Origin of the sequence: Streptomyces sp. NBC_01433, from assembly GCF_026340105.1 — a bacterium.
GTDB lineage: Bacteria > Actinomycetota > Actinomycetes > Streptomycetales > Streptomycetaceae > Streptomyces.
The window spans coordinates 252,742-269,511 of record NZ_JAPEPM010000001.1 but is presented as its reverse complement, the minus strand read 5'-3'; the positions used below and the strand labels follow the sequence as shown (position 1 = coordinate 269,511).

At 71.4% G+C, this 16,770-nt stretch carries 15 protein-coding genes and 2 pseudogenes; 5 read left to right on the top strand and 12 right to left on the bottom strand.

Going from position 1 to position 16,770, the window contains the following annotated elements; genetic code table 11:
* Positions 1 to 163 precede the first annotated feature (163 nt).
* Entirely contained in the window at positions 164 to 613 is a 450-nt protein-coding gene (locus OG413_RS01080) for an SRPBCC domain-containing protein (protein ID WP_266802404.1), read from the top strand.
* A 138-nt stretch (positions 614 to 751) separates the two neighbouring features.
* Here OG413_RS01080 and OG413_RS01075 read toward each other — a convergent pair.
* From OG413_RS01075 to OG413_RS01055, 5 genes and pseudogenes are all read right to left on the bottom strand, one after another.
* A pseudogene (locus tag OG413_RS01075) lies at positions 752 to 1,851 on the bottom strand (LOG family protein).
* A 171-nt stretch (positions 1,852 to 2,022) separates the two neighbouring features.
* Positions 2,023 to 3,198: a hypothetical protein gene (locus OG413_RS01070; RefSeq protein WP_266802403.1), complete on the bottom strand. Its 1,176-nt coding sequence runs from the start codon at positions 3,196 to 3,198 to the stop codon at positions 2,023 to 2,025.
* Entirely contained in the window at positions 3,180 to 3,917 is a 738-nt protein-coding gene (locus OG413_RS01065; protein WP_266802402.1) for an ABC transporter ATP-binding protein, read from the bottom strand. The genes OG413_RS01070 and OG413_RS01065 overlap by 19 nt, the downstream gene beginning before the upstream one ends.
* Before the next feature lie 217 nt (positions 3,918 to 4,134).
* Entirely contained in the window at positions 4,135 to 5,514 is a 1,380-nt protein-coding gene (locus tag OG413_RS01060) for an aspartate aminotransferase family protein (protein ID WP_266802401.1), read from the bottom strand.
* The gene (locus tag OG413_RS01055) at positions 5,499 to 6,005 is read right to left on the bottom strand and encodes an Lrp/AsnC family transcriptional regulator (protein WP_266802400.1); all 507 of its coding nucleotides are present in this window, start codon (positions 6,003 to 6,005) and stop codon (positions 5,499 to 5,501) included. Before OG413_RS01055 ends, OG413_RS01060 begins: the two co-directional genes overlap by 16 nt.
* 162 nt (positions 6,006 to 6,167) lie before the next feature.
* On the opposite strand from OG413_RS01055, the gene OG413_RS01050 reads away from it, so the two are divergent.
* The 3 genes from OG413_RS01050 (at position 6,168) to OG413_RS01040 (ending at position 9,631) form a co-directional block, all read left to right on the top strand.
* A complete protein-coding gene (locus OG413_RS01050; protein ID WP_266802399.1) occupies positions 6,168 to 7,604 on the top strand; it encodes a gamma-aminobutyraldehyde dehydrogenase in 1,437 nt (478 codons plus the stop codon).
* A 240-nt stretch (positions 7,605 to 7,844) separates the two neighbouring features.
* Entirely contained in the window at positions 7,845 to 9,008 is a 1,164-nt protein-coding gene (locus tag OG413_RS01045; RefSeq protein WP_266802398.1) for a spermidine/putrescine ABC transporter substrate-binding protein, read from the top strand.
* A gap of 50 nt (positions 9,009 to 9,058) precedes the next feature.
* A complete protein-coding gene (locus OG413_RS01040; RefSeq protein ID WP_266802397.1) occupies positions 9,059 to 9,631 on the top strand; it encodes a hypothetical protein in 573 nt (190 codons plus the stop codon).
* A 75-nt stretch (positions 9,632 to 9,706) separates the two neighbouring features.
* Here OG413_RS01040 and OG413_RS01035 read toward each other — a convergent pair whose 3' ends face one another.
* The 6 genes and pseudogenes from OG413_RS01035 to OG413_RS01005 all read right to left on the bottom strand — a co-directional run bounded on the left by OG413_RS01035 (position 9,707) and on the right by OG413_RS01005 (position 15,183).
* Complete coding sequence (locus OG413_RS01035) at positions 9,707 to 10,906, bottom strand: serine hydrolase (protein ID WP_266802396.1); 1,200 nt, start codon at positions 10,904 to 10,906, stop codon at positions 9,707 to 9,709.
* A gap of 75 nt (positions 10,907 to 10,981) precedes the next feature.
* Positions 10,982 to 11,291: pseudogene (locus tag OG413_RS01030) on the bottom strand (response regulator transcription factor).
* Between the two features lie 22 nt (positions 11,292 to 11,313).
* A complete protein-coding gene (locus OG413_RS01020) occupies positions 11,314 to 12,444 on the bottom strand; it encodes a sensor histidine kinase (RefSeq protein ID WP_266809796.1) in 1,131 nt (376 codons plus the stop codon).
* 86 nt (positions 12,445 to 12,530) lie between these two features.
* On the bottom strand, positions 12,531 to 13,337 hold the full coding sequence (locus OG413_RS01015; protein ID WP_266802394.1) for an SAM-dependent methyltransferase: 807 nt from the start codon (positions 13,335 to 13,337) through the stop codon (positions 12,531 to 12,533).
* A gap of 66 nt (positions 13,338 to 13,403) precedes the next feature.
* Positions 13,404 to 14,126: a glycerophosphodiester phosphodiesterase gene (locus OG413_RS01010; protein ID WP_266802393.1), complete on the bottom strand. Its 723-nt coding sequence runs from the start codon at positions 14,124 to 14,126 to the stop codon at positions 13,404 to 13,406.
* 22 nt (positions 14,127 to 14,148) lie between these two features.
* Positions 14,149 to 15,183, bottom strand: a complete 1,035-nt coding sequence (locus tag OG413_RS01005) for an adenosine deaminase (protein ID WP_266802392.1) — start codon at positions 15,181 to 15,183, stop codon at positions 14,149 to 14,151.
* A gap of 122 nt (positions 15,184 to 15,305) precedes the next feature.
* Between OG413_RS01005 and OG413_RS01000 the strand changes: the two genes are divergently transcribed.
* Positions 15,306 to 16,043, top strand: a complete 738-nt coding sequence (locus OG413_RS01000; RefSeq protein ID WP_266802391.1) for a DUF4190 domain-containing protein — start codon at positions 15,306 to 15,308, stop codon at positions 16,041 to 16,043.
* A 117-nt stretch (positions 16,044 to 16,160) separates the two neighbouring features.
* Here the strand turns inward: OG413_RS01000 and OG413_RS00995 are convergent, their stop codons facing one another.
* Positions 16,161 to 16,718: an NADAR family protein gene (locus OG413_RS00995; RefSeq protein WP_266802390.1), complete on the bottom strand. Its 558-nt coding sequence runs from the start codon at positions 16,716 to 16,718 to the stop codon at positions 16,161 to 16,163.
* Positions 16,719 to 16,770: the final 52 nt, after the last annotated feature.

The window sequence follows — 16,770 nt, the reverse complement described above, 5'->3', positions numbered from 1 at the left end:
GCTCCGGCCGCCCCCGTATCGCCCATACCGCTCCGTATCGCTCCGAGTGGCGCACGCCTGCCTGTCGCGACAGGCAGGCGCGCGCCGTGCAAGCTGGAGGCGGTACCTCGTGGGCGAGCCCGAGCTCCGCCGGTACCGGAGCGACTTCGGAAGGACCGTGACCATGAGCGACTCGACCCGCGAGGGCATCGACCTCACCCGCGTCTTCGACGCTCCGAGGGAACGCGTCTTCGAGGCGTGGACGACCCCCGAGGACTTCGCGGCCTGGTACGGCGCCGACGCGGAGGTGCCACTCGACCGGGTGTCGATGGACGTCCGGCCCGGCGGCGCCTGGAGCCTGGTCATCGTGGTGCCGGGCACCGAGATGCACTTCCACGGGGTCTACCGCGAGGTGATCGCCCCCGAGCGCCTGGTCTTCACGCTCAAGGACGCGACGGCACCCGCCGACATCGAGGGCGAGGTCGTGACCGCCACCTTCACCGAGCTCGGCGACCAGTCGACCGAGGTGGTCTTCCAGCAGCGCGGCGGCAATCTCACCGCGGAGCAGTACGCGGCGGCGGAGGACGGCTGGGAGGCGTTCTTCGACACGCTGGCCCACCACTTGGTGCTCTGACGCGGACGGCCGGTGTGCCCGGCACCGTGTACGCCGATGGCCGGGTGTGCCCGGCGCGGTGTGCGCCCATGCCGATGGCCGCCGTGCCCGGCACCGTGCGCGCCGCCGCCGATGGCCGCTGTACCCGGCGCCGCGGTCTCAGCCGCCGGACGGGCCGGATTCCCGGTTCGTCAGCCGGGCCAGCGCCCGCGGCGCCTCCTCCACCGTGTCCACCAGGGCGATCCGGGACTCCATCGCCCGGCCTGAGGCCAGCGCGCGCAGCAGTGGCCACGCGGGCAGCCCGGCCGTCCAGTGGGCCCGCCCGACCAGACCCATCGGGGCCGGGGCGGCACGCGACTCGTAGTAGTTCGGGGTGGCGTTGTCGAAGATCTCCTGTACGGTGCCGGCCGCGCCCGGCAGGAAGATCACACCGGCGGTGGAGCGGGCGAGCGGACCGTCCTCCCGCAGTGCGTTGGCGAAGTGCTTGCCGATGTGGTCGGCGAAGGCGTTCGGCGGCTCGTGACCGTAGAACCAGGTGGGGATCGAGACCGAGCCGCCGCCGTCGGGCCAGCGTTCCCGCACGGCGAACGCGGCCAGCGCCCAGTCGGTGACCGACGGGGTGAACGACGTTACGGCGGCGAGGAGTTCACCCGCCTCCTCCAGCATCGGGTCGGGGAACGGTGCCGCGTACGCGCCCAGGTTCGCCGCCTCCATCGCCCCCGGACCGCCGCCCGTCGCGACGGTCAGCCCGCTGCGGGCCAGGGTGCGGCCGAGCCGGGCCGCCGCGGCGTACGCCCCGGAGCCGCGGGTCGTCGCATGGCCGCCCATGACACCGACCACCCGCGCCCCGGTGAGGAACTTGTCCAGCGCGTCGGAGACCGCGTCGTCGTGGAGCGCGCGGAGCATCGAGGCGAAGGTGTCGCCGTCAGCCTTCGTCCGCCGGAACCAGCGGTACGCGCGGGCGTCCGGCGTCGCCCCGTAGCCGCCGGACGTCAGGCCGTCGTAGAGCGCGCCGGGTGAGTAGAGGACGCCGCGGTACGGGTCGAAGGGCAGCCCCGGCACCGGGGGAAAGACGAATGCCCCGTCCGTTGGCACCTTCGCCGCCGCGTCCGGCCGTATCCGGCAGCCGAGGAAGACGGTGCCCTGGTGTCGAGGGCCAGCGGCGCCGCGCTGCGGCCGGTCAGATCGACGGACTGGACACGATGCCCGGCGAGCGTGCCACCGGTGACCGCGGCGTCGAACGCGGCGAGCGACTCGATCTCGACGCCGGGCCCGGGAACGTGGCCCCCGTCGCCCGCGGCGTCGCCGTCCCCCGAGTCGCCCCCTTGTGCGTCGCCGACCGGCACGCCGGCATTCTGTGCGGCGCCGACCGGCACGCCACCGCTCGGTGCGTCGCCGTCCCGCACACCGCCGTCCCCGCCCGGCACGGGTCAGCTCGTCAGCGGCAGTGCTGCCAGCGCCGCGATCACCCAGGTCAGCGGGGCGAACACGATCAGCAGTGCCCCCGCGCGCAGGGCGGTCGCGGATCGCAGCGCCGAGGCCGGGGCGCCCATCCTGAGCAGCGCGTCGGCCGTTTGGGCGCGGGCCTGTTTGGCCTCCAGCGCCGAGGTCAGCAGGGTCGCCGTCGTACAGCCGAGGACGAGGACCGCCCCGAGCGCGGTCAGCGGGCCGAAGGGGCGCGGGCCCGACCCGTACAGCGTCACGGCCGCGATCACCGCGGAGAGCACCGCGCAGACGACACCGAGCGGACGGCCGATCCGGCGCGCCTCGTCCATCAGGACCCGGCCCGCCAGCAGGCGTACGGCGCCGGGGCGCACCGCCTGGAGCAGCCGCCCGCAGAGGTGGGTGAGTCCGGGTCCGGCCATGGCCAGGCCGATCGCTGTGAGGGTCCAGCCCGCCAGGACCGCGGCCGGGGTGGAGTCGAGCCTGCCGGGCAGCGGGAACGCGCTGCCGGCCGAGCCCCGGCTCGTGTACGCCTCGACCGCGAGCCCGGCGGCCGTCAGCGCCACGCCCCACGGCAGCCCGGCGGGTGTCGGCGCCGGGTCGGGGGATTCCGGTGCCTCGAACGCCTCGAAGGTCTCGGGCGTCGTCGCCGAGGGCCGGGCCCGCAGTGCCAGCGCACTCGCCGTCGCCGACGTCACCGGTACCAGGGCCAGCAGCATGAGCGCGGCGGCGAGCGGCAACGGGGCTTCCGCGCCGAGGAGTTCCGCGGCGCCGCCGTCGAACGGGAGCCCCGTCAGATCCCCGCGCAGGTGGAGGAAGAGGAGCAGGGCCACCATCGAGCCGAGCGTGGTGGACACGGCCGTCGAGACCGCGGCGAGCACGGACAGCTTGACCGGGCCGAGGCCGACGGCGGAGAGGCCGGAGCGCGGGCGGGTGCTCGGGTCCGTACGGGCCACCGCGACCGCGAACTGCACGGCGGCCACCAACGGTACGAAGCACCACAGCAGCCGGAGTACCGAGGCGGCGGAGTGCGCCGGGTGCCCGGAGGCGTACCCCAGGGTGCACAGCAGCAGAAAGCCGACCCCGGCCGACGCGGCGGCGACCAGCAGCCGCCGCATCAGTACCAGCGGATGGGCACCGCGCGTCAGACGGAGAGCGAGCACGCCGAGCGGCCTTCCGTATCGGATACGGCGGGCAGGGTGACGGTGGCGACGCGGCGGCCGTCCAGCAGCGGAACGGTACGGTCGGCGAGGTCGGCGATCTCGACGTCGTGGGTGGCCAGGACGACCGTGATGCCGTGCGAGCGGGCCGCGGTGGTGAGGGTGCGCAGGAGCTGGGTGCGGTCGGCCCGGTGCAGCGTCGCGGTCGGCTCGTCGGCGAAGATCACGGACGGCGATGCCGCCAGCGCCCGCGCGACGGAGATCCGCTGGCGCTGCGCCTGGAGCAGTGCGTGCGGGCGCTTCTTGGCGAACATGCCGATGTCGAGGCGGTCCAGCCACTCCAGTGCGGTCTTCTTGGCCGCCCGGTGCGAGACGCCGCGCAGCAGCAGCGGGAGGGCCGCGTTCTCCCAGGTGGTCAGTTCGGGGACGAGCTGGGGGTCGGAGGCGATCCAGCCGAACCGGTCGCGCCGCAGCCGCTCGCGAAGCCTGGGGCCCATGGTGTGCACGGGGACGCTGTTGAACCACACCTCGCCCTGCTGGGGCACCAGCTGACCGGAGAGGCAGCGCAGCAGGGTCGACTTCCCGCTGCCGCGGGGGCCGGTCACGGCCAGGACCTCGCCGTCGCGGATGCCGACGGAGACACCGCCGAGGCCGGGCGAGCCGTTGTGGGAGTGGTGCAGGGAACGCGCCCAGATCACGTCGTTGTCCGGCGGGGCCACCATGGCGTACACCTCGGTTCAGATCAGTTTTCCCGTTCCCCCGTACGGGGGAACGAAGACGCGGCCGATCGGTCACTCGGCACCGTAGGTAGTCGGACCGGGGTGTGCGCACAGCACGCGGCCCGGATGCGCCGCTTCTCACTCGAAAGGGCGCATCCGGGCCGCGTGGACCGTATGAAATGACCGCCGGATGATGATCAACCGGAGGGCGTGGCGTCGGTCAGAGCTTCGTCCACGCCTCCGTCAGGACGGCCCTCAGGACGCCCTCGATCTCGTCGAACGTCGACTGGTCGGAGATCAGCGGCGGCGCGAGCTGGATGACCGGGTCGCCGCGGTCGTCGGCCCGGCAGTACAGACCGTTGTCGTACAGCGCCTTGGAGAGGAAGCCGTACAGGACGCGCTCGGTCTCCTCGTCGGTGAAGGTCTCCTTGGTGACCTTGTCCTTCACCAGCTCGATGCCGTAGAAGAAGCCGTTGCCGCGGACGTCGCCGACGATCGGCAGGTCGTGCAGCTTCTGCAGCGTCGTCAGGAACGCGTTCTCGTTGTCGAGGACGTGCTGGTTGAGGCCCTCGCGCTCGAAGATGTCGAGGTTGGCGATGCCGACCGCGGCGGAGACCGGGTGGCCGCCGAAGGTGTAGCCGTGCAGGAAGGTGTTGCCGCCCTGGTAGAACGGCTCCGCGATCCTGTCCGAGACGATGCAGGCACCTATCGGGGAGTACCCGGAGGTCATGCCCTTGGCGCAGGTGATCATGTCCGGCACGTAGCCGAACTTGTCGCACGCGAACATCGTGCCGAGCCGGCCGAAGGCGCAGATGACCTCGTCGGAGACGAGCAGCACGTCGTACTTGTCGCAGATCTCGCGGACCCGCTGGAAGTATCCGGGCGGCGGCGGGAAACAGCCGCCGGCGTTCTGCACGGGCTCCAGGAAGACCGCGGCGACGGTCTCCGGGCCCTCGAAGAGGATCTCCTGCTCGATCTGGTCGGCGGCCCAGCGGCCGAAGGCCACCGGGTCGTCGCCGAAGAGCGGGGCGCGGTAGATGTTGGTGTTCGGCACCTTGTGCGCGCCGGGGACCAGCGGCTCGAAGGGGGCCTTCAGGGCGGGCAGGCCGGTGATCGACAGGGCGCCCTGCGGGGTGCCGTGATAGGCGACCGCGCGCGAGATGACCTTGTACTTGGTCGGCTTGCCCTGGAGCTTGAAGTACTGCTTGGCCAGCTTCCAGGCGGTCTCGACGGCCTCGCCGCCACCGGTGGTGAAGAAGACCTTGTTGAGGTCGCCCGGGGCGTAGTCGGCCAGCCGCTCGGCCAGCTCGACGGCCTTCGGGTGGGCGTAGGACCACACCGGGAAGAAGGCCAGCTCCTGCGCCTGCTTGTACGCCGTCTCGGCGAGCTCGTGACGGCCGTGACCGGCGTTGACCACGAACAGGCCGGAGAGGCCGTCGAGGTACCGCTTGCCCTGGTCGTCGTAGATGTAGGTGCCCTCACCCCGCACGATGGTGGGAACGGGGGCGTTCTCGTAGTCCGACATGCGGGTGAAGTGCATCCACAGGTGGTCGTACGCGGTTCGGCTGAGGTCCTTGCTCACGGCTATCGGGTTCCCCACATATAGGTCTGCTTCTTGAGCTTGAGGTAGACGAAGCTCTCGGTGGAGCGAACGCCGGGTATGGCCCGGATGCGCTTGTTGATCGTCTCCAGCAGGTGGTCGTCGTCCTCGCAGACGATCTCCACCATCAGGTCGAACGAGCCCGCGGTCATCACCACGTACTCGCACTCGGCCATGGCCGACAGGGCCTCGGCCACGGGGTCGAGGTCGCCCTCGACGTTGATGCCGACCATCGCCTGCCGCCGCAGGCCCACGGTGAGCGGGTCCGTGACGGCGACGATCTGCATCACGCCCTGGTCGAGCAGCTTCTGGACGCGCTGGCGTACGGCGGCTTCGGAGAGACCGACGGCCTTGCCGATCGCGGCGTACGGACGACGCCCGTCCTCCTGGAGCTGCTCGATGATTGCGAGGGAGACGGCATCGACCGCTGGGGGCGATCCGTTCCCTGTCCTGGAGTCTGCGCTGCGACTGGCCACGAACTCACTCTGCACCGAGACTCGTCTGTCTCGCAACCCCAAATCGATGAAATTCGTTGTTTGAGGGTCGTGATCTCACTGAATCCGAAGTTTCCGGTGGGTGGGTATGTCGAAAGCGTCACCGGAACGATTAGGGTGGACATCTCACCCATCGGACAGCCGACAGGAGGGGTGGTTGTGACCACCGAGGTGCGCCGTCTGCGCAACTACATCAACGGAGAGTTCCGGGACGCCGCGGACGGGCGGACCATCGATGTGGTCAACCCGGTGACGGAAGAGGTCTACGCGACCTCCCCGCTCTCCGGTCAGGCCGATGTCGATGCCGCCATGGACGCCGCTGCCGCCGCGTTCCCCGCCTGGCGTGACGTCACGCCCGCGGAGCGCCAGAAGGCCCTGCTGAAGATCGCGGACGCCTTCGAGGAGCGGGCCGAGGACCTGATCGCGGCCGAGTCGGAGAACACGGGCAAGCCGCTGGAGCTCACCCGTACCGAAGAAGTCCCGCCGATGGTGGACCAGATCCGCTTCTTCGCGGGTGCCGCCCGGATGCTCGAAGGCCGCTCGGCCGGCGAGTACATGGAGGGCCTCACCTCCATCGTCCGCCGCGAGCCGGTCGGGGTCTGCGCGCAGGTCGCGCCGTGGAACTACCCGATGATGATGGCCGTGTGGAAGTTCGCCCCGGCGCTCGCCGCGGGCAACACCGTCGTCATCAAGCCGTCCGACACCACCCCGGCGTCGACCGTGCTGATCGCCGAGATCATCGGCCAGATCCTCCCCAAGGGCGTCTTCAACGTCATCTGCGGCGACCGTGACACCGGCCGCGCGATGGTCGAGCACCCGACCCCGGCGATGGCCTCCATCACCGGTTCGGTACGGGCCGGTATCCAGGTCGCCGAGTCCGCGGCCAAGGACGTCAAGCGCGTCCACCTGGAGCTCGGCGGCAAGGCGCCCGCCGTGGTCTTCGAGGACAGCGACATCGCCAAGGCCGTCGAGGGCATCTCCGGCGCGGGCTACTTCAACGCGGGCCAGGACTGTACGGCCGCGACCCGCGTGCTGGTCCACGAGTCCATCCACGACGAGTTCGTCACCGCGCTCGCCAAGGCCGCCGCCGACACGAAGACCGGGCAGCCGGACGACGAGGACGTGCTGTACGGCCCGCTGAACAACGCCAACCAGCTGAAGCAGGTCAGCGGCTTCATCGAGCGCCTCCCCGCGCACGCCAAGGTCGAGGCCGGTGGCCACCGGGTCGGCGAGAAGGGCTACTTCTACGCCCCGACCGTCGTCTCCGGGCTCAAGCAGGACGACGAGATCATCCAGAACGAGGTCTTCGGCCCGGTCATCACGGTCCAGTCGTTCACCGACGAGGCCCAGGCCCTGGAGTACGCGAACGGCGTCGAGTACGCGCTGGCGTCCTCGGTGTGGACCAAGGACCACTCCCGCGCGATGCGGATGTCCAAGAACCTCGACTTCGGCTGTGTGTGGATCAACACCCACATCCCGCTCGTCGCCGAGATGCCGCATGGCGGATTCAAGAAGTCCGGATACGGCAAGGACCTCTCCGCGTACGGCTTCGAGGACTACACCCGGATCAAGCACGTCATGACGTCGCTCGACTGAGGCCGTCCGGCCGACGGTGCCTGACCGGCGTCGCTCGACCGAGGTCGTCCGACTGGCATCGCGGTGGTGGTTACGGCCCCGGGCTCCGGCCCGGGGCCGTTCCGCGTTCCGCGGCGGCCGGGTGCCCGCACCATCGACAGGGTGTGCGGACCGGGCGGGTGGCGCTGGACGGTTGGTCCATTGCCCGCCGCGTCCCCCGACCGGCATCCTGCGCAGGTGCGAGCGATCCCGAACCACCCCATGTCCCGCCGTTCCCTGCTGCGCGCCCTCGGGGCGGGAGCGGCCGGTGCCACGCTGGCGGGCTGCGGAGTGCCCGCCGCCTATGTGGAGCCGGGGGACCGGGCCGGACGCGACAGCTCGCGGCGCGACCGTTCCCTGCACTTCGCCAACTGGCCGCTCTACATCGACACCGACGACGAGAACGAGTCGAAGCGGCCCACCCTGGACGCGTTCACGCGGCGGACCGGGATCTCCGTCACGTACACCGAGGAGATCAACGACAACGACGAGTTCTTCGGGAAGATCAGTCCGGCGCTGATGAACCACCAGCGTACCGGCCGGGACCTGATCGTCATCAGCGACTGGATGGCCGCCCGCTTCGTGCGCCTGGGCTGGGTGCAGGAGATGGACCGGGCCCGGCAGCCCAATGTCGCCAAGTACCTCGACCCGCAGCTGCGTTCGCCCGCGTTCGACGAAGGCCGGCTGCACAGTGTTCCGTGGCAGTCCGGGATCACCGGCATCGCGTACAACCGCGAGAAGCTCGGCCGCGAGATCCGGCACACGAGCGAGCTGTGGGCCGATGACCTGCGGGGAAAGGTGACGCTGCTGTCCGGGCTGGACGAGTCGTTCGCGCTGCTGATGCAGGGCAACGGGGTCGACATCACCCGCTGGACGGCCGACGACTTCCATCTGATGTGCGAGCAGGTGGAGAGGCGGGTGAAGTCCCGGCACATCCGCCGCTTCACCGGCAACGACTACATCAAGGACCTGGCCACCGGCGATGTGCTCGCCTGTCAGGCCTATTCCGGCGATGTCATCCAGCTCCAGGCGGACAACCCGGAGATCGAGTTCGTGGTGCCGGAGGAGGGCGCCGAGCTCTGGTCGGAATCGCTGATGATCCCCAACCTCGCCCAGCACAAGCGCAATGCGGAGAAGCTGGTCGACTTCTACTACCAGCCGGAGGTCGCGGCCGAACTGGCCACCTGGGTCAACTACGTCTGCCCGGTCCCGGCCGCCCGGGAGATCCTGGCCTCCGCCAAGGACGAGGAGACGGCCGCGCTCGCCGAGGACCCGCTCGTCTTCCCCGACGACGCGATGCGCCAACGGCTGGCGATCGCCCGCGACATCACGTCCGAGGAGCGCACCGGCTTCGCCAAGAAGTGGAACTCCATCGTCGGGATGTGAGTGGCCGGCCCAGTTTTTGAACACGTTCATGATGGGCATACGCTGCGGACATGAACGAGCGAGCCCTCTTGCGACGCATCCGCGTGTGGTTGGTCATCTTCATCGTCGGTCTGGTGCTGAGCGGGCTGACCGCCTTCCCGCTCGTGACCGAACTCCGCTGGGCCGAGGACCTTCTGGCCTCCTCGCCCGTGCCCGAGCACCTGCCGTCCCTGATGGAGTGGATCACCCGGGTCAGGGAAGGGCTCGACGCGGCCGACGCGTCGTACCCCTTCGTCCTGTACGGCACCGACTGGCTTGCCTTCGCCCACCTCGTCATCGCGGTCGCGTTCTACGGCCCCTACCGTGACCCGGTCCGCAACATCTGGGTGATCGAGTTCGGCATGATCGCCTGCGCGGGGATCATCCCGCTCGCCCTGATCTGCGGGCCCCTCCGGGACATCCCCGTCTGGTGGACGGTGATCGACATGTCCTTCGGCGTCTTCGGAGTGATCCCGCTGCTGCTCCTGCGCCGCCTGATCAAGCGACTGGAAGCGGCAACGAGCGCGGCAGCGGAAGCAAGCGTGGTGGGGGAGGGGACGGGCGGACCGTCGGCCGGACCACCGGCGCCCGCCCCGGTGGCCTGAGTCACCGCCGGACGACGGCGGTCCAGGGTCCCCGGCCGGCCGCCGTCCGCGCCCTGTGCCCGGCGGCGGCCCCGATCACTCGCCCGGCGGCGGGCCGAAGGCCGCCACCACGAGCTTCATCGCCGTGGCGTTCGTGTCCCGCCCCTTCGCGTCCGTCGCGTTGACGCTGTAGACCAGCGTTCGGGAAAGATCACGCGTGGCCGCCATCACCGAGTTGCAGCCCCAGCGGCCCCCCGTCTTCCCCCAGACCTGGCGCCCGCCCGGCGTCAGCACGGAAAGCCCCGCGCTGTACTGGGCGGGCTCGCCCGATCCGTGCTCGCGCACCGACGGGTCCGGCAGTGTGAACATCTCCTCCAGCAGTGGCCCGCGCACCACCTGCCCGCGGAACAGGGCCTTCGTGAAGCGCTCCAGATCGGCGGTCGTCGAGATGATGTCCCCCGCCGCCCACCCGTCGGTCGCCCCCCATACCGACACGTCCCGCAGCTCCGTACCGCCGCCGGGCTTGTCGAAGACCTGGTAGCCGCGGTTGTGGGGGCCCTGGATACGGGGGTCGGCCCCCGGGCAGGAGGTGGAGCGCAGTCCGAGCGGGCGCAGGACGCGCGCGCCGACCTGATCCGCGTACGTGTCGCCGGTGACCCTCTCGATCAGCAGCCCCAGCACGGTGTAGTTGATGTTGAGGTAGTGCTGGCTGCGGCCCGGCGCGAACTCCCGCTCCTTCGCCGTGGCGGAGGCGACCATCCCGCGCGGGGTGTGCTGGTCGAAGCGGTGCGCGTACCACTCCTCGACGGTGTCGCCCGGCAGGTCGGCGGCCGGGATGCCGCTGGTGTGGTTGAGCAGCTGGCGCACGGTGACCTGCCCGTACCGTGCCGGGACCAGGTCCGGGAGGTAATGCCGGGCCGTACGGTCCACGGCGAGCCTGCCCTCGCCCGCCAGCTGGAGGACCGCGGCCGCCGTGAACACCTTCGTCACCGACCCGGCCCGGAAGCGGGCGTCGGGGTCGGCGGGGCGGCCGGAGACCAGATCGTGCACCCCCGCGCTGCCCCGCCAGCCGCCGTCGGTGCCGCCGACCCGTACGAGCGCGGCGGTGGCGTCGGCTCTCGGCAGCCCGGTGATCGCCGCGCGCAGCGCGTCGGCGTCCGGGGCGTCGTGCGGGCGGGCGGCGGTGGACGCGGCGTCCGGGGCGGCGGCGGCGCTCGCGAACGCCGGGGCGGTCGGGCCGGACACGATGCCGAGAACCAGGGCCGCGGCGAGGAGCGCGCGGGTGCGGGGGTGCATCAGGTGCCTCCGAGGGGCGTGAAGTCCGTAACTGCTCGATGACTTCAATCCTGTTGACCCGCGGGCCCCGGCGGATCACCGGAGCGGGCGGTCCTCGCCCCGTGATCTGCTCGCCTGCGCGGGGGAGGAGAGCGCGGCCTCTCCCTCCGGCGAGGGAGAGACGAGCCCCGTCTCGTACGCGCAGATGACCGCCTGAATCCGGTCCCGCAGGCCCAGCTTGGACAGCACGTTGCCCACATGCGTCTTCACCGTGTGCTCGCTGACCACGAGCGAGGCCGCCACCGGCCTCCGCGACCACCTCGATGTCCGGCTGCGCGTCCAGGATCATCGCGAAGCCGCTGCGCACCAGCTCCTGGTCGTCGGCCACCACCACACGGATCGTCAACTCCCCACTTCCGACAGGGACGTTACGGGAAAGCCCCGAGGGGGAGGGTGACCCGGACGCGGAAGCCCCGGCCCTCGGCGAGGGGGCCGGTCTCGGCCGTCCCGCCGTGGGCCGCGGCCCGTTCGCGGATGCCGACCAGCCCGTGCCCGGTGCCGGTAGCGGTGTCCGCATCCGAACCCGGGCCCGAACCCGTTTCCGCGTCCGTCCCGGAGCCCGTGCCGCGTCCGTCGTCCGTGACCGTGATCGTCAACGTATCGGCCCCATAAGCAAGTTGTACGCGTACGGAGTCGGCTCGGGCGTGCCGGACCACATTCGTCAGCGCCTCCTGCACGATCCGGTGGACCGTCGCCTCGGTGTCCGGTCCGAGTGGTCGCGTCCGCCCGGTCGTCGTGCACTCGACCTGCGGCCCGCTCGCCCGCACCCGTTCCAGCAGACCCGGCAGCTCCGCCGGCGTGGGCTGCGGCGAGCGGGGCGGGTCCACGGGCCCGGAGCCGTCCTCGCGCAGCACCCCGAGCATCCGCCGCAGCTGAGTCATCGCGTCCCGCCCGGTCTCCGAGATGGCGTCGAACGCCGCCTCCGCGCGCTCCGGGGCGGTGCGCACCGCCACCGGGCCCGCCTCCGCCTGCACGATCATCAGGCTCACCGCTTGGGAGAGGATGTCGTGCACCTCCCGTGCGATCCGGGCCCGTTCGCGGGCCGCCGCCCGCTCCGCCTCGATCCGGTGGGCCAGCTCCGACTGCCGGGCCCGGTCCTCCATCGCGCGGATGTACGCCTTGCGGGTGTGGGTGAACCGTCCGAAGGCGTACGCAGCGGCGAACACGAACAGGGAGAAGAGCAGCTCCCTGGCCTCACCCGTGTTCCACGCGACCGACGGGAACACCGCCGTGCCGACCAGCACCGCGACCGCGAGCCGCCGGGGCGGTGAGGACAGCTCGGCCACCGTGTAGAACGTCACCAGACCGGTGTACGGCAACGGCTGGCCCGGACCGTCGACCGTGAACTTGTACAGCGCACCGGCCGCGAGCACCGCGATCAGTACGGTGACCGGTGCGCGCCGCCGGGCCACCAGCGGCAGCACGGTCAGTGTCGTGAGGCCGTACGAGGCCCAGGTGGCGGCCGGCAGGCCGGCGGAGCGCGGCACCACGAACGGCATGGTCACGGCGGCCTGCACCAGCAGCGCTACGCCGATGTCGGTGGCCCACGGCCCCCTCGGGGGTCACCGGACCCCCCGTATCGGCATCAGGGCTTCCGGGCCACCGCGCCGAACTGGGCCACCTCGGGCGCCTCGGTGTCCGCGTCGGCGCGCCAGCGCGAGCAGGACACGATGCCCGGCTCCAGGATCTCCAGGCCGTCCAGGAACGCGGCGAACTCGGCGCGGCCGCGGGCGGTGATCGGCGGGGTGGCGTTCTCGTTCCAGAAGCGCATCGCCGCCTCGTTGCCCTCGCCGCCCAGTTCGAGCGTGGGGTGGGTGAGCACCAGATAGCTGCCCGAGGGCACCGCGGCCATCAGCTTGCGCACGATGGTCAGCGCCTCGTCGGTGTCCAGGACGAAGTTCAGGATGCCGAGCATCATCACCGCGACCGGCCTGCTCAGGTCCAGTGTCGGTTCGACGGCCCGGATGATCCGCTCCGGGTGGTGGGCGTCCGCGTCGATGTACTCGGTGACGCCCTCGGGCGAGCTGGTGAGCAGGGCCCGCGCGTGGGCCAGCACGATCGGGTCGTTGTCGACGTACACGACGCGGGAGTGCGGAGCGGTGTGCTGGGCGATCTCATGGGTGTTGTGGAAGGTCGGCAGGCCGGTGCCGATGTCCAGGAACTGGCCGACGCCCACGTCGCCGGCCAGGTGCCGCACGGCCCGGCCGAGGAACGCCCGGTCGGCGCGGGCCACTTCGCCGATGCTGGGGTACATGCCGGTGACCTGCTCGCCGACCGCCCGGTCGACGGGGTAGTTGTCCTTGCCGCCCAGCCAGTAGTTCCACACCCGGGCGTTGTGGGCGATGTCGGAACGGACGCGGGCGGGGGCGGAGTGCTGGCTGGGGTCGGTCACGTCTGCTCCTCTGGTGCCGGGCCGGGCATCACGGACGATGCGGGCACCGCCATCATGCCGGACAGATCAAGGAACCTGGCTGGTGGGTGAGTTGGCGAGCACCCGGTGCAGGGCGTCCACCCGGTTGGTGGTGATCGAGTCGACGCCCCGCTCGATCAGGCGGCGCATGGTGCGCTTGGTGTCGGCCGTCCAGGCGGAGACCAGCAGCCCGTCCCGGTGCGCGCGGTCGGTCAGCTCCCGGCTCACCAGGGCGAACCGGTAGTTCAGCCAGCGCGGCTTCACCGCGTCCAGCAGCGTGGCGCGCGGCGGGGCGAGCGTGGTCCAGGTCAGGGCGATCTCGGCGGACGGATCCGCCGCGCGCACCCGCAGCATCGTCCCCGCGCCCGCGCAGTAGTACGCGCGCTCGCCCGCCCCGCACTCGCGGACCACCCCGACGATCTTCCGTACGGACGCGTCCGTGGCGCCGGGCAGATCGACCATCACCCGGTGCGCACCCACCGCGAGCAGCGCCTCGCGCAGGGTGGGCACCCCGCCCCGGGTCAGCTCCAGCAGCTCCTGGTGATCGAGCCGGTCCAGTCGGCGGTCGTGGCCCCACAGCCGTTCCAGGGTGGCGTCGTGGAGCAGGACGGGCACCCCGTCGCGGGTGACCCGGACGTCGATCTCGACCGCGTCCGCCCCCCGTTCGAGGGCGGAGCGGATCGAGGGCAGGGTGTTCTCGCGGGCCCGGTACGGATCGCCGCGATGCCCCACGGCGGTGACAGCGCTGGTGGTGCCGACAGGTTTGGCCATGGGGTCATTGTGACCAGTGGGATCAGCGGCCGGGGGCCTCCAGCCAGTTCGCCGTGTACGTGTCGATCTCGGAGGCGAGCTTCCGCTTGCCGGCCGGGTCGAGGAAGGACGCCTCCACCGCGTTCTTCGCGAGTGCGGCGATCCCTCGCTCGTCGAGGTCCAGCAGGCGGGCCGCCACCGCGTACTCGTTGTTGAGGTCGGTGCCGAACATGGGCGGGTCGTCACTGTTGATGGTGACCAGGACGCCTGCCCGCACCATCTCCTTCATGGGGTGCTGCTCGATGTCGGCGACGGCGCGGGTGGCGATGTTCGAGGTCGGGCAGACCTCCAGCGCGATCCGGTGCTCGGCCAGGTGCTCCAGCAGCTTCGGGTCCTGGGTGGCGCTGGTGCCGTGGCCGATGCGCTCGGCGCGCAGCGCGGTGAGCGCGTCCCAGATCGTCTGCGGGCCGGTGGTCTCCCCGGCGTGCGGCACGGAGTGCAGGCCCTCGGCGATGGCACGGTCGAAGTAGGGCTTGAACTGCGGGCGGTCGACCCCGATCTCCGGTCCGCCCAGACCGAAGGAGACCAGACCCTCGGGCCGCAGGTCCACGGCGAGCCGGGCGGTCTCCTCGGCCGAGACGAGCCCTGCCTCGCCGGGGATGTCGAAGCACCAGCGCAGGACGACGCCCAGCTCGGCCTCGGCGGCCTTGCGGGCGTCCTCGATGGCCTCCATGAAGCCCTGCTCCGGGATGCCCCGCCGGACCGAGCTGAACGGGGTGATGGTCAGCTCCGCGTACCGGATGTTCTGCCGGGCCATGTCGCGGGCGACCTCGTAGGTCAGCAGCCGGACGTCCTCGGGGGTGCGGATCAGGTCCACCACCGAGAGGTAGACCTGGATGAAGTGGGCGAAGTCGGTGAAGGTGAAGTAGTCGGCCAGCGCCTCGGGGTCCGTGGGGACCTTGGAGTCCGGGTGGTGGGCGGCCAGCTCGGCGACGATGCGGGGCGAAGCGGATCCGACGTGATGGACGTGGAGCTCGGCCTTGGGCAGCCCCGCGATGAAGGGGTGCGGATCGGTCATCGGATTTCTCCCGGTTCTCAAAGATTTTCTGCCGGGCTCACCGGCTGCACCGATCATCGTAGGCGGGGGCCGGTGACGGGGAGCCGGGCCGTAGCATGACGGAACCACGATGGGGGAGGCCCATGTCAGACAACACAGAGCAGCCCGGGGGCGGGCCCGCGCCGCGCGATCCGTGGGCGCCACCGGACAGCCGGGTGGAGCTGGGCAAGCAGCAGCCCGCCGACGCCGGTCCGCCCGCAGTGCACGACCAGCCGACGATGGCGTCGATGCCGGGCGCCGGAACGGGCCCCGGGGACGGGACCGGACCGATACCCGCGCCCGGAAGCGGACCGATACCGGGCGTCGGCGGCTTCGGCCCGGCGCCCGCTGACGTACCGCCACCGCCGCCCGGTCCGAACGGCCCGGGACAGATGCCGCCGCCGGGTCAGCCCGGCGCGCCCGCCGGTCACTACGGCTACCCGGCACCGCCCGCGCAGCCGTACGGCGGCTACCCGGGGTACAACTCCTTCAGCGGCCCGGCCGCCTGGGGCCCGGCACCGTCGAACGGCCTGGGCACCGCCGCACTGGTGCTCGGCATCGTCTCGGTGGTCGGCTTCTGCCTCTACGGGGTCAACGTCGTCCTCGGCATCCTCGCGCTGACCTTCGGCATCATCGGCCTCGGCCGTGTCAAGCGCGGCGAGGCCACCAACAGGGGCATGGCGATCGCCGGGATCATCCTCGGCTCCGTCGGCATGGTCATCGGCGCCGCGTTCCTCGGCTTCATCATCTGGGCCGCCACGAACGCGGACAGCGAAGAGGAGTTCGGCGGAACCTACGACGACCCGTTCGCCACGTCGCTGGTCATCGAGGGAACCCGCTAAGGGCTGTCCGTCGCACAGCGCCGCCCGGCGGGGCGGCGCTGTCGTCCACACGCGAAGCGCACGGAGCCCGCGAAGCGCACTAAGCGCACGGAGCGCACGGGGGCGTACGGTGCCCGCTCAGGCCGCCGCATCCGCACGCAGCCGCGTACGCGCCTCCATCAGCGCGAAGCCCAGCAGGTTCAGCCCGCGCCACTGCCGCGGATCCTCCGCCCGCTCGTCGTCCGCCGCGAGACCGATGCCCCAGATCCGGTCCACCGGGCTCGCCTCGACCAGCACCCGCTCCCCGGTGTTCAGCAGATACCCGCGCAGGTCCGGATCCTGGCCGAACTTATGGACGCTGCCCGCCACCACCAGCGCGAAGCGCTCCCGCTTCCACAGGTCCTCCTCGAAGCCGCGCACCGTCCGGCCGGCCTTCTTCGCCGCCGCCGGGCTGCTCGCCTCCACGGCCTCGCGCTCGGCCGCCGCGTCGCCGAAGAGCCGCGCCTTGCCCGCCATCATCCAGTGCTCGGCCGACGGATAGGTCACCGAGTCCACGGTGAACGGTGCGGGCCACCACTGGCTGAGGCAGCTCGAACCGATGCGCCCGTCGGGGCGCGGGCGGTGCCCCCAGAACGGCAGATACTTCACCCGTTCGCCACGCGCGAGATCCGCCAGAAGGTCATCAATCTGTCCCATGGCAGCTGAGTGTGGCATCCGCCACTGACACTCCGTACGGGGATTTCCGCAC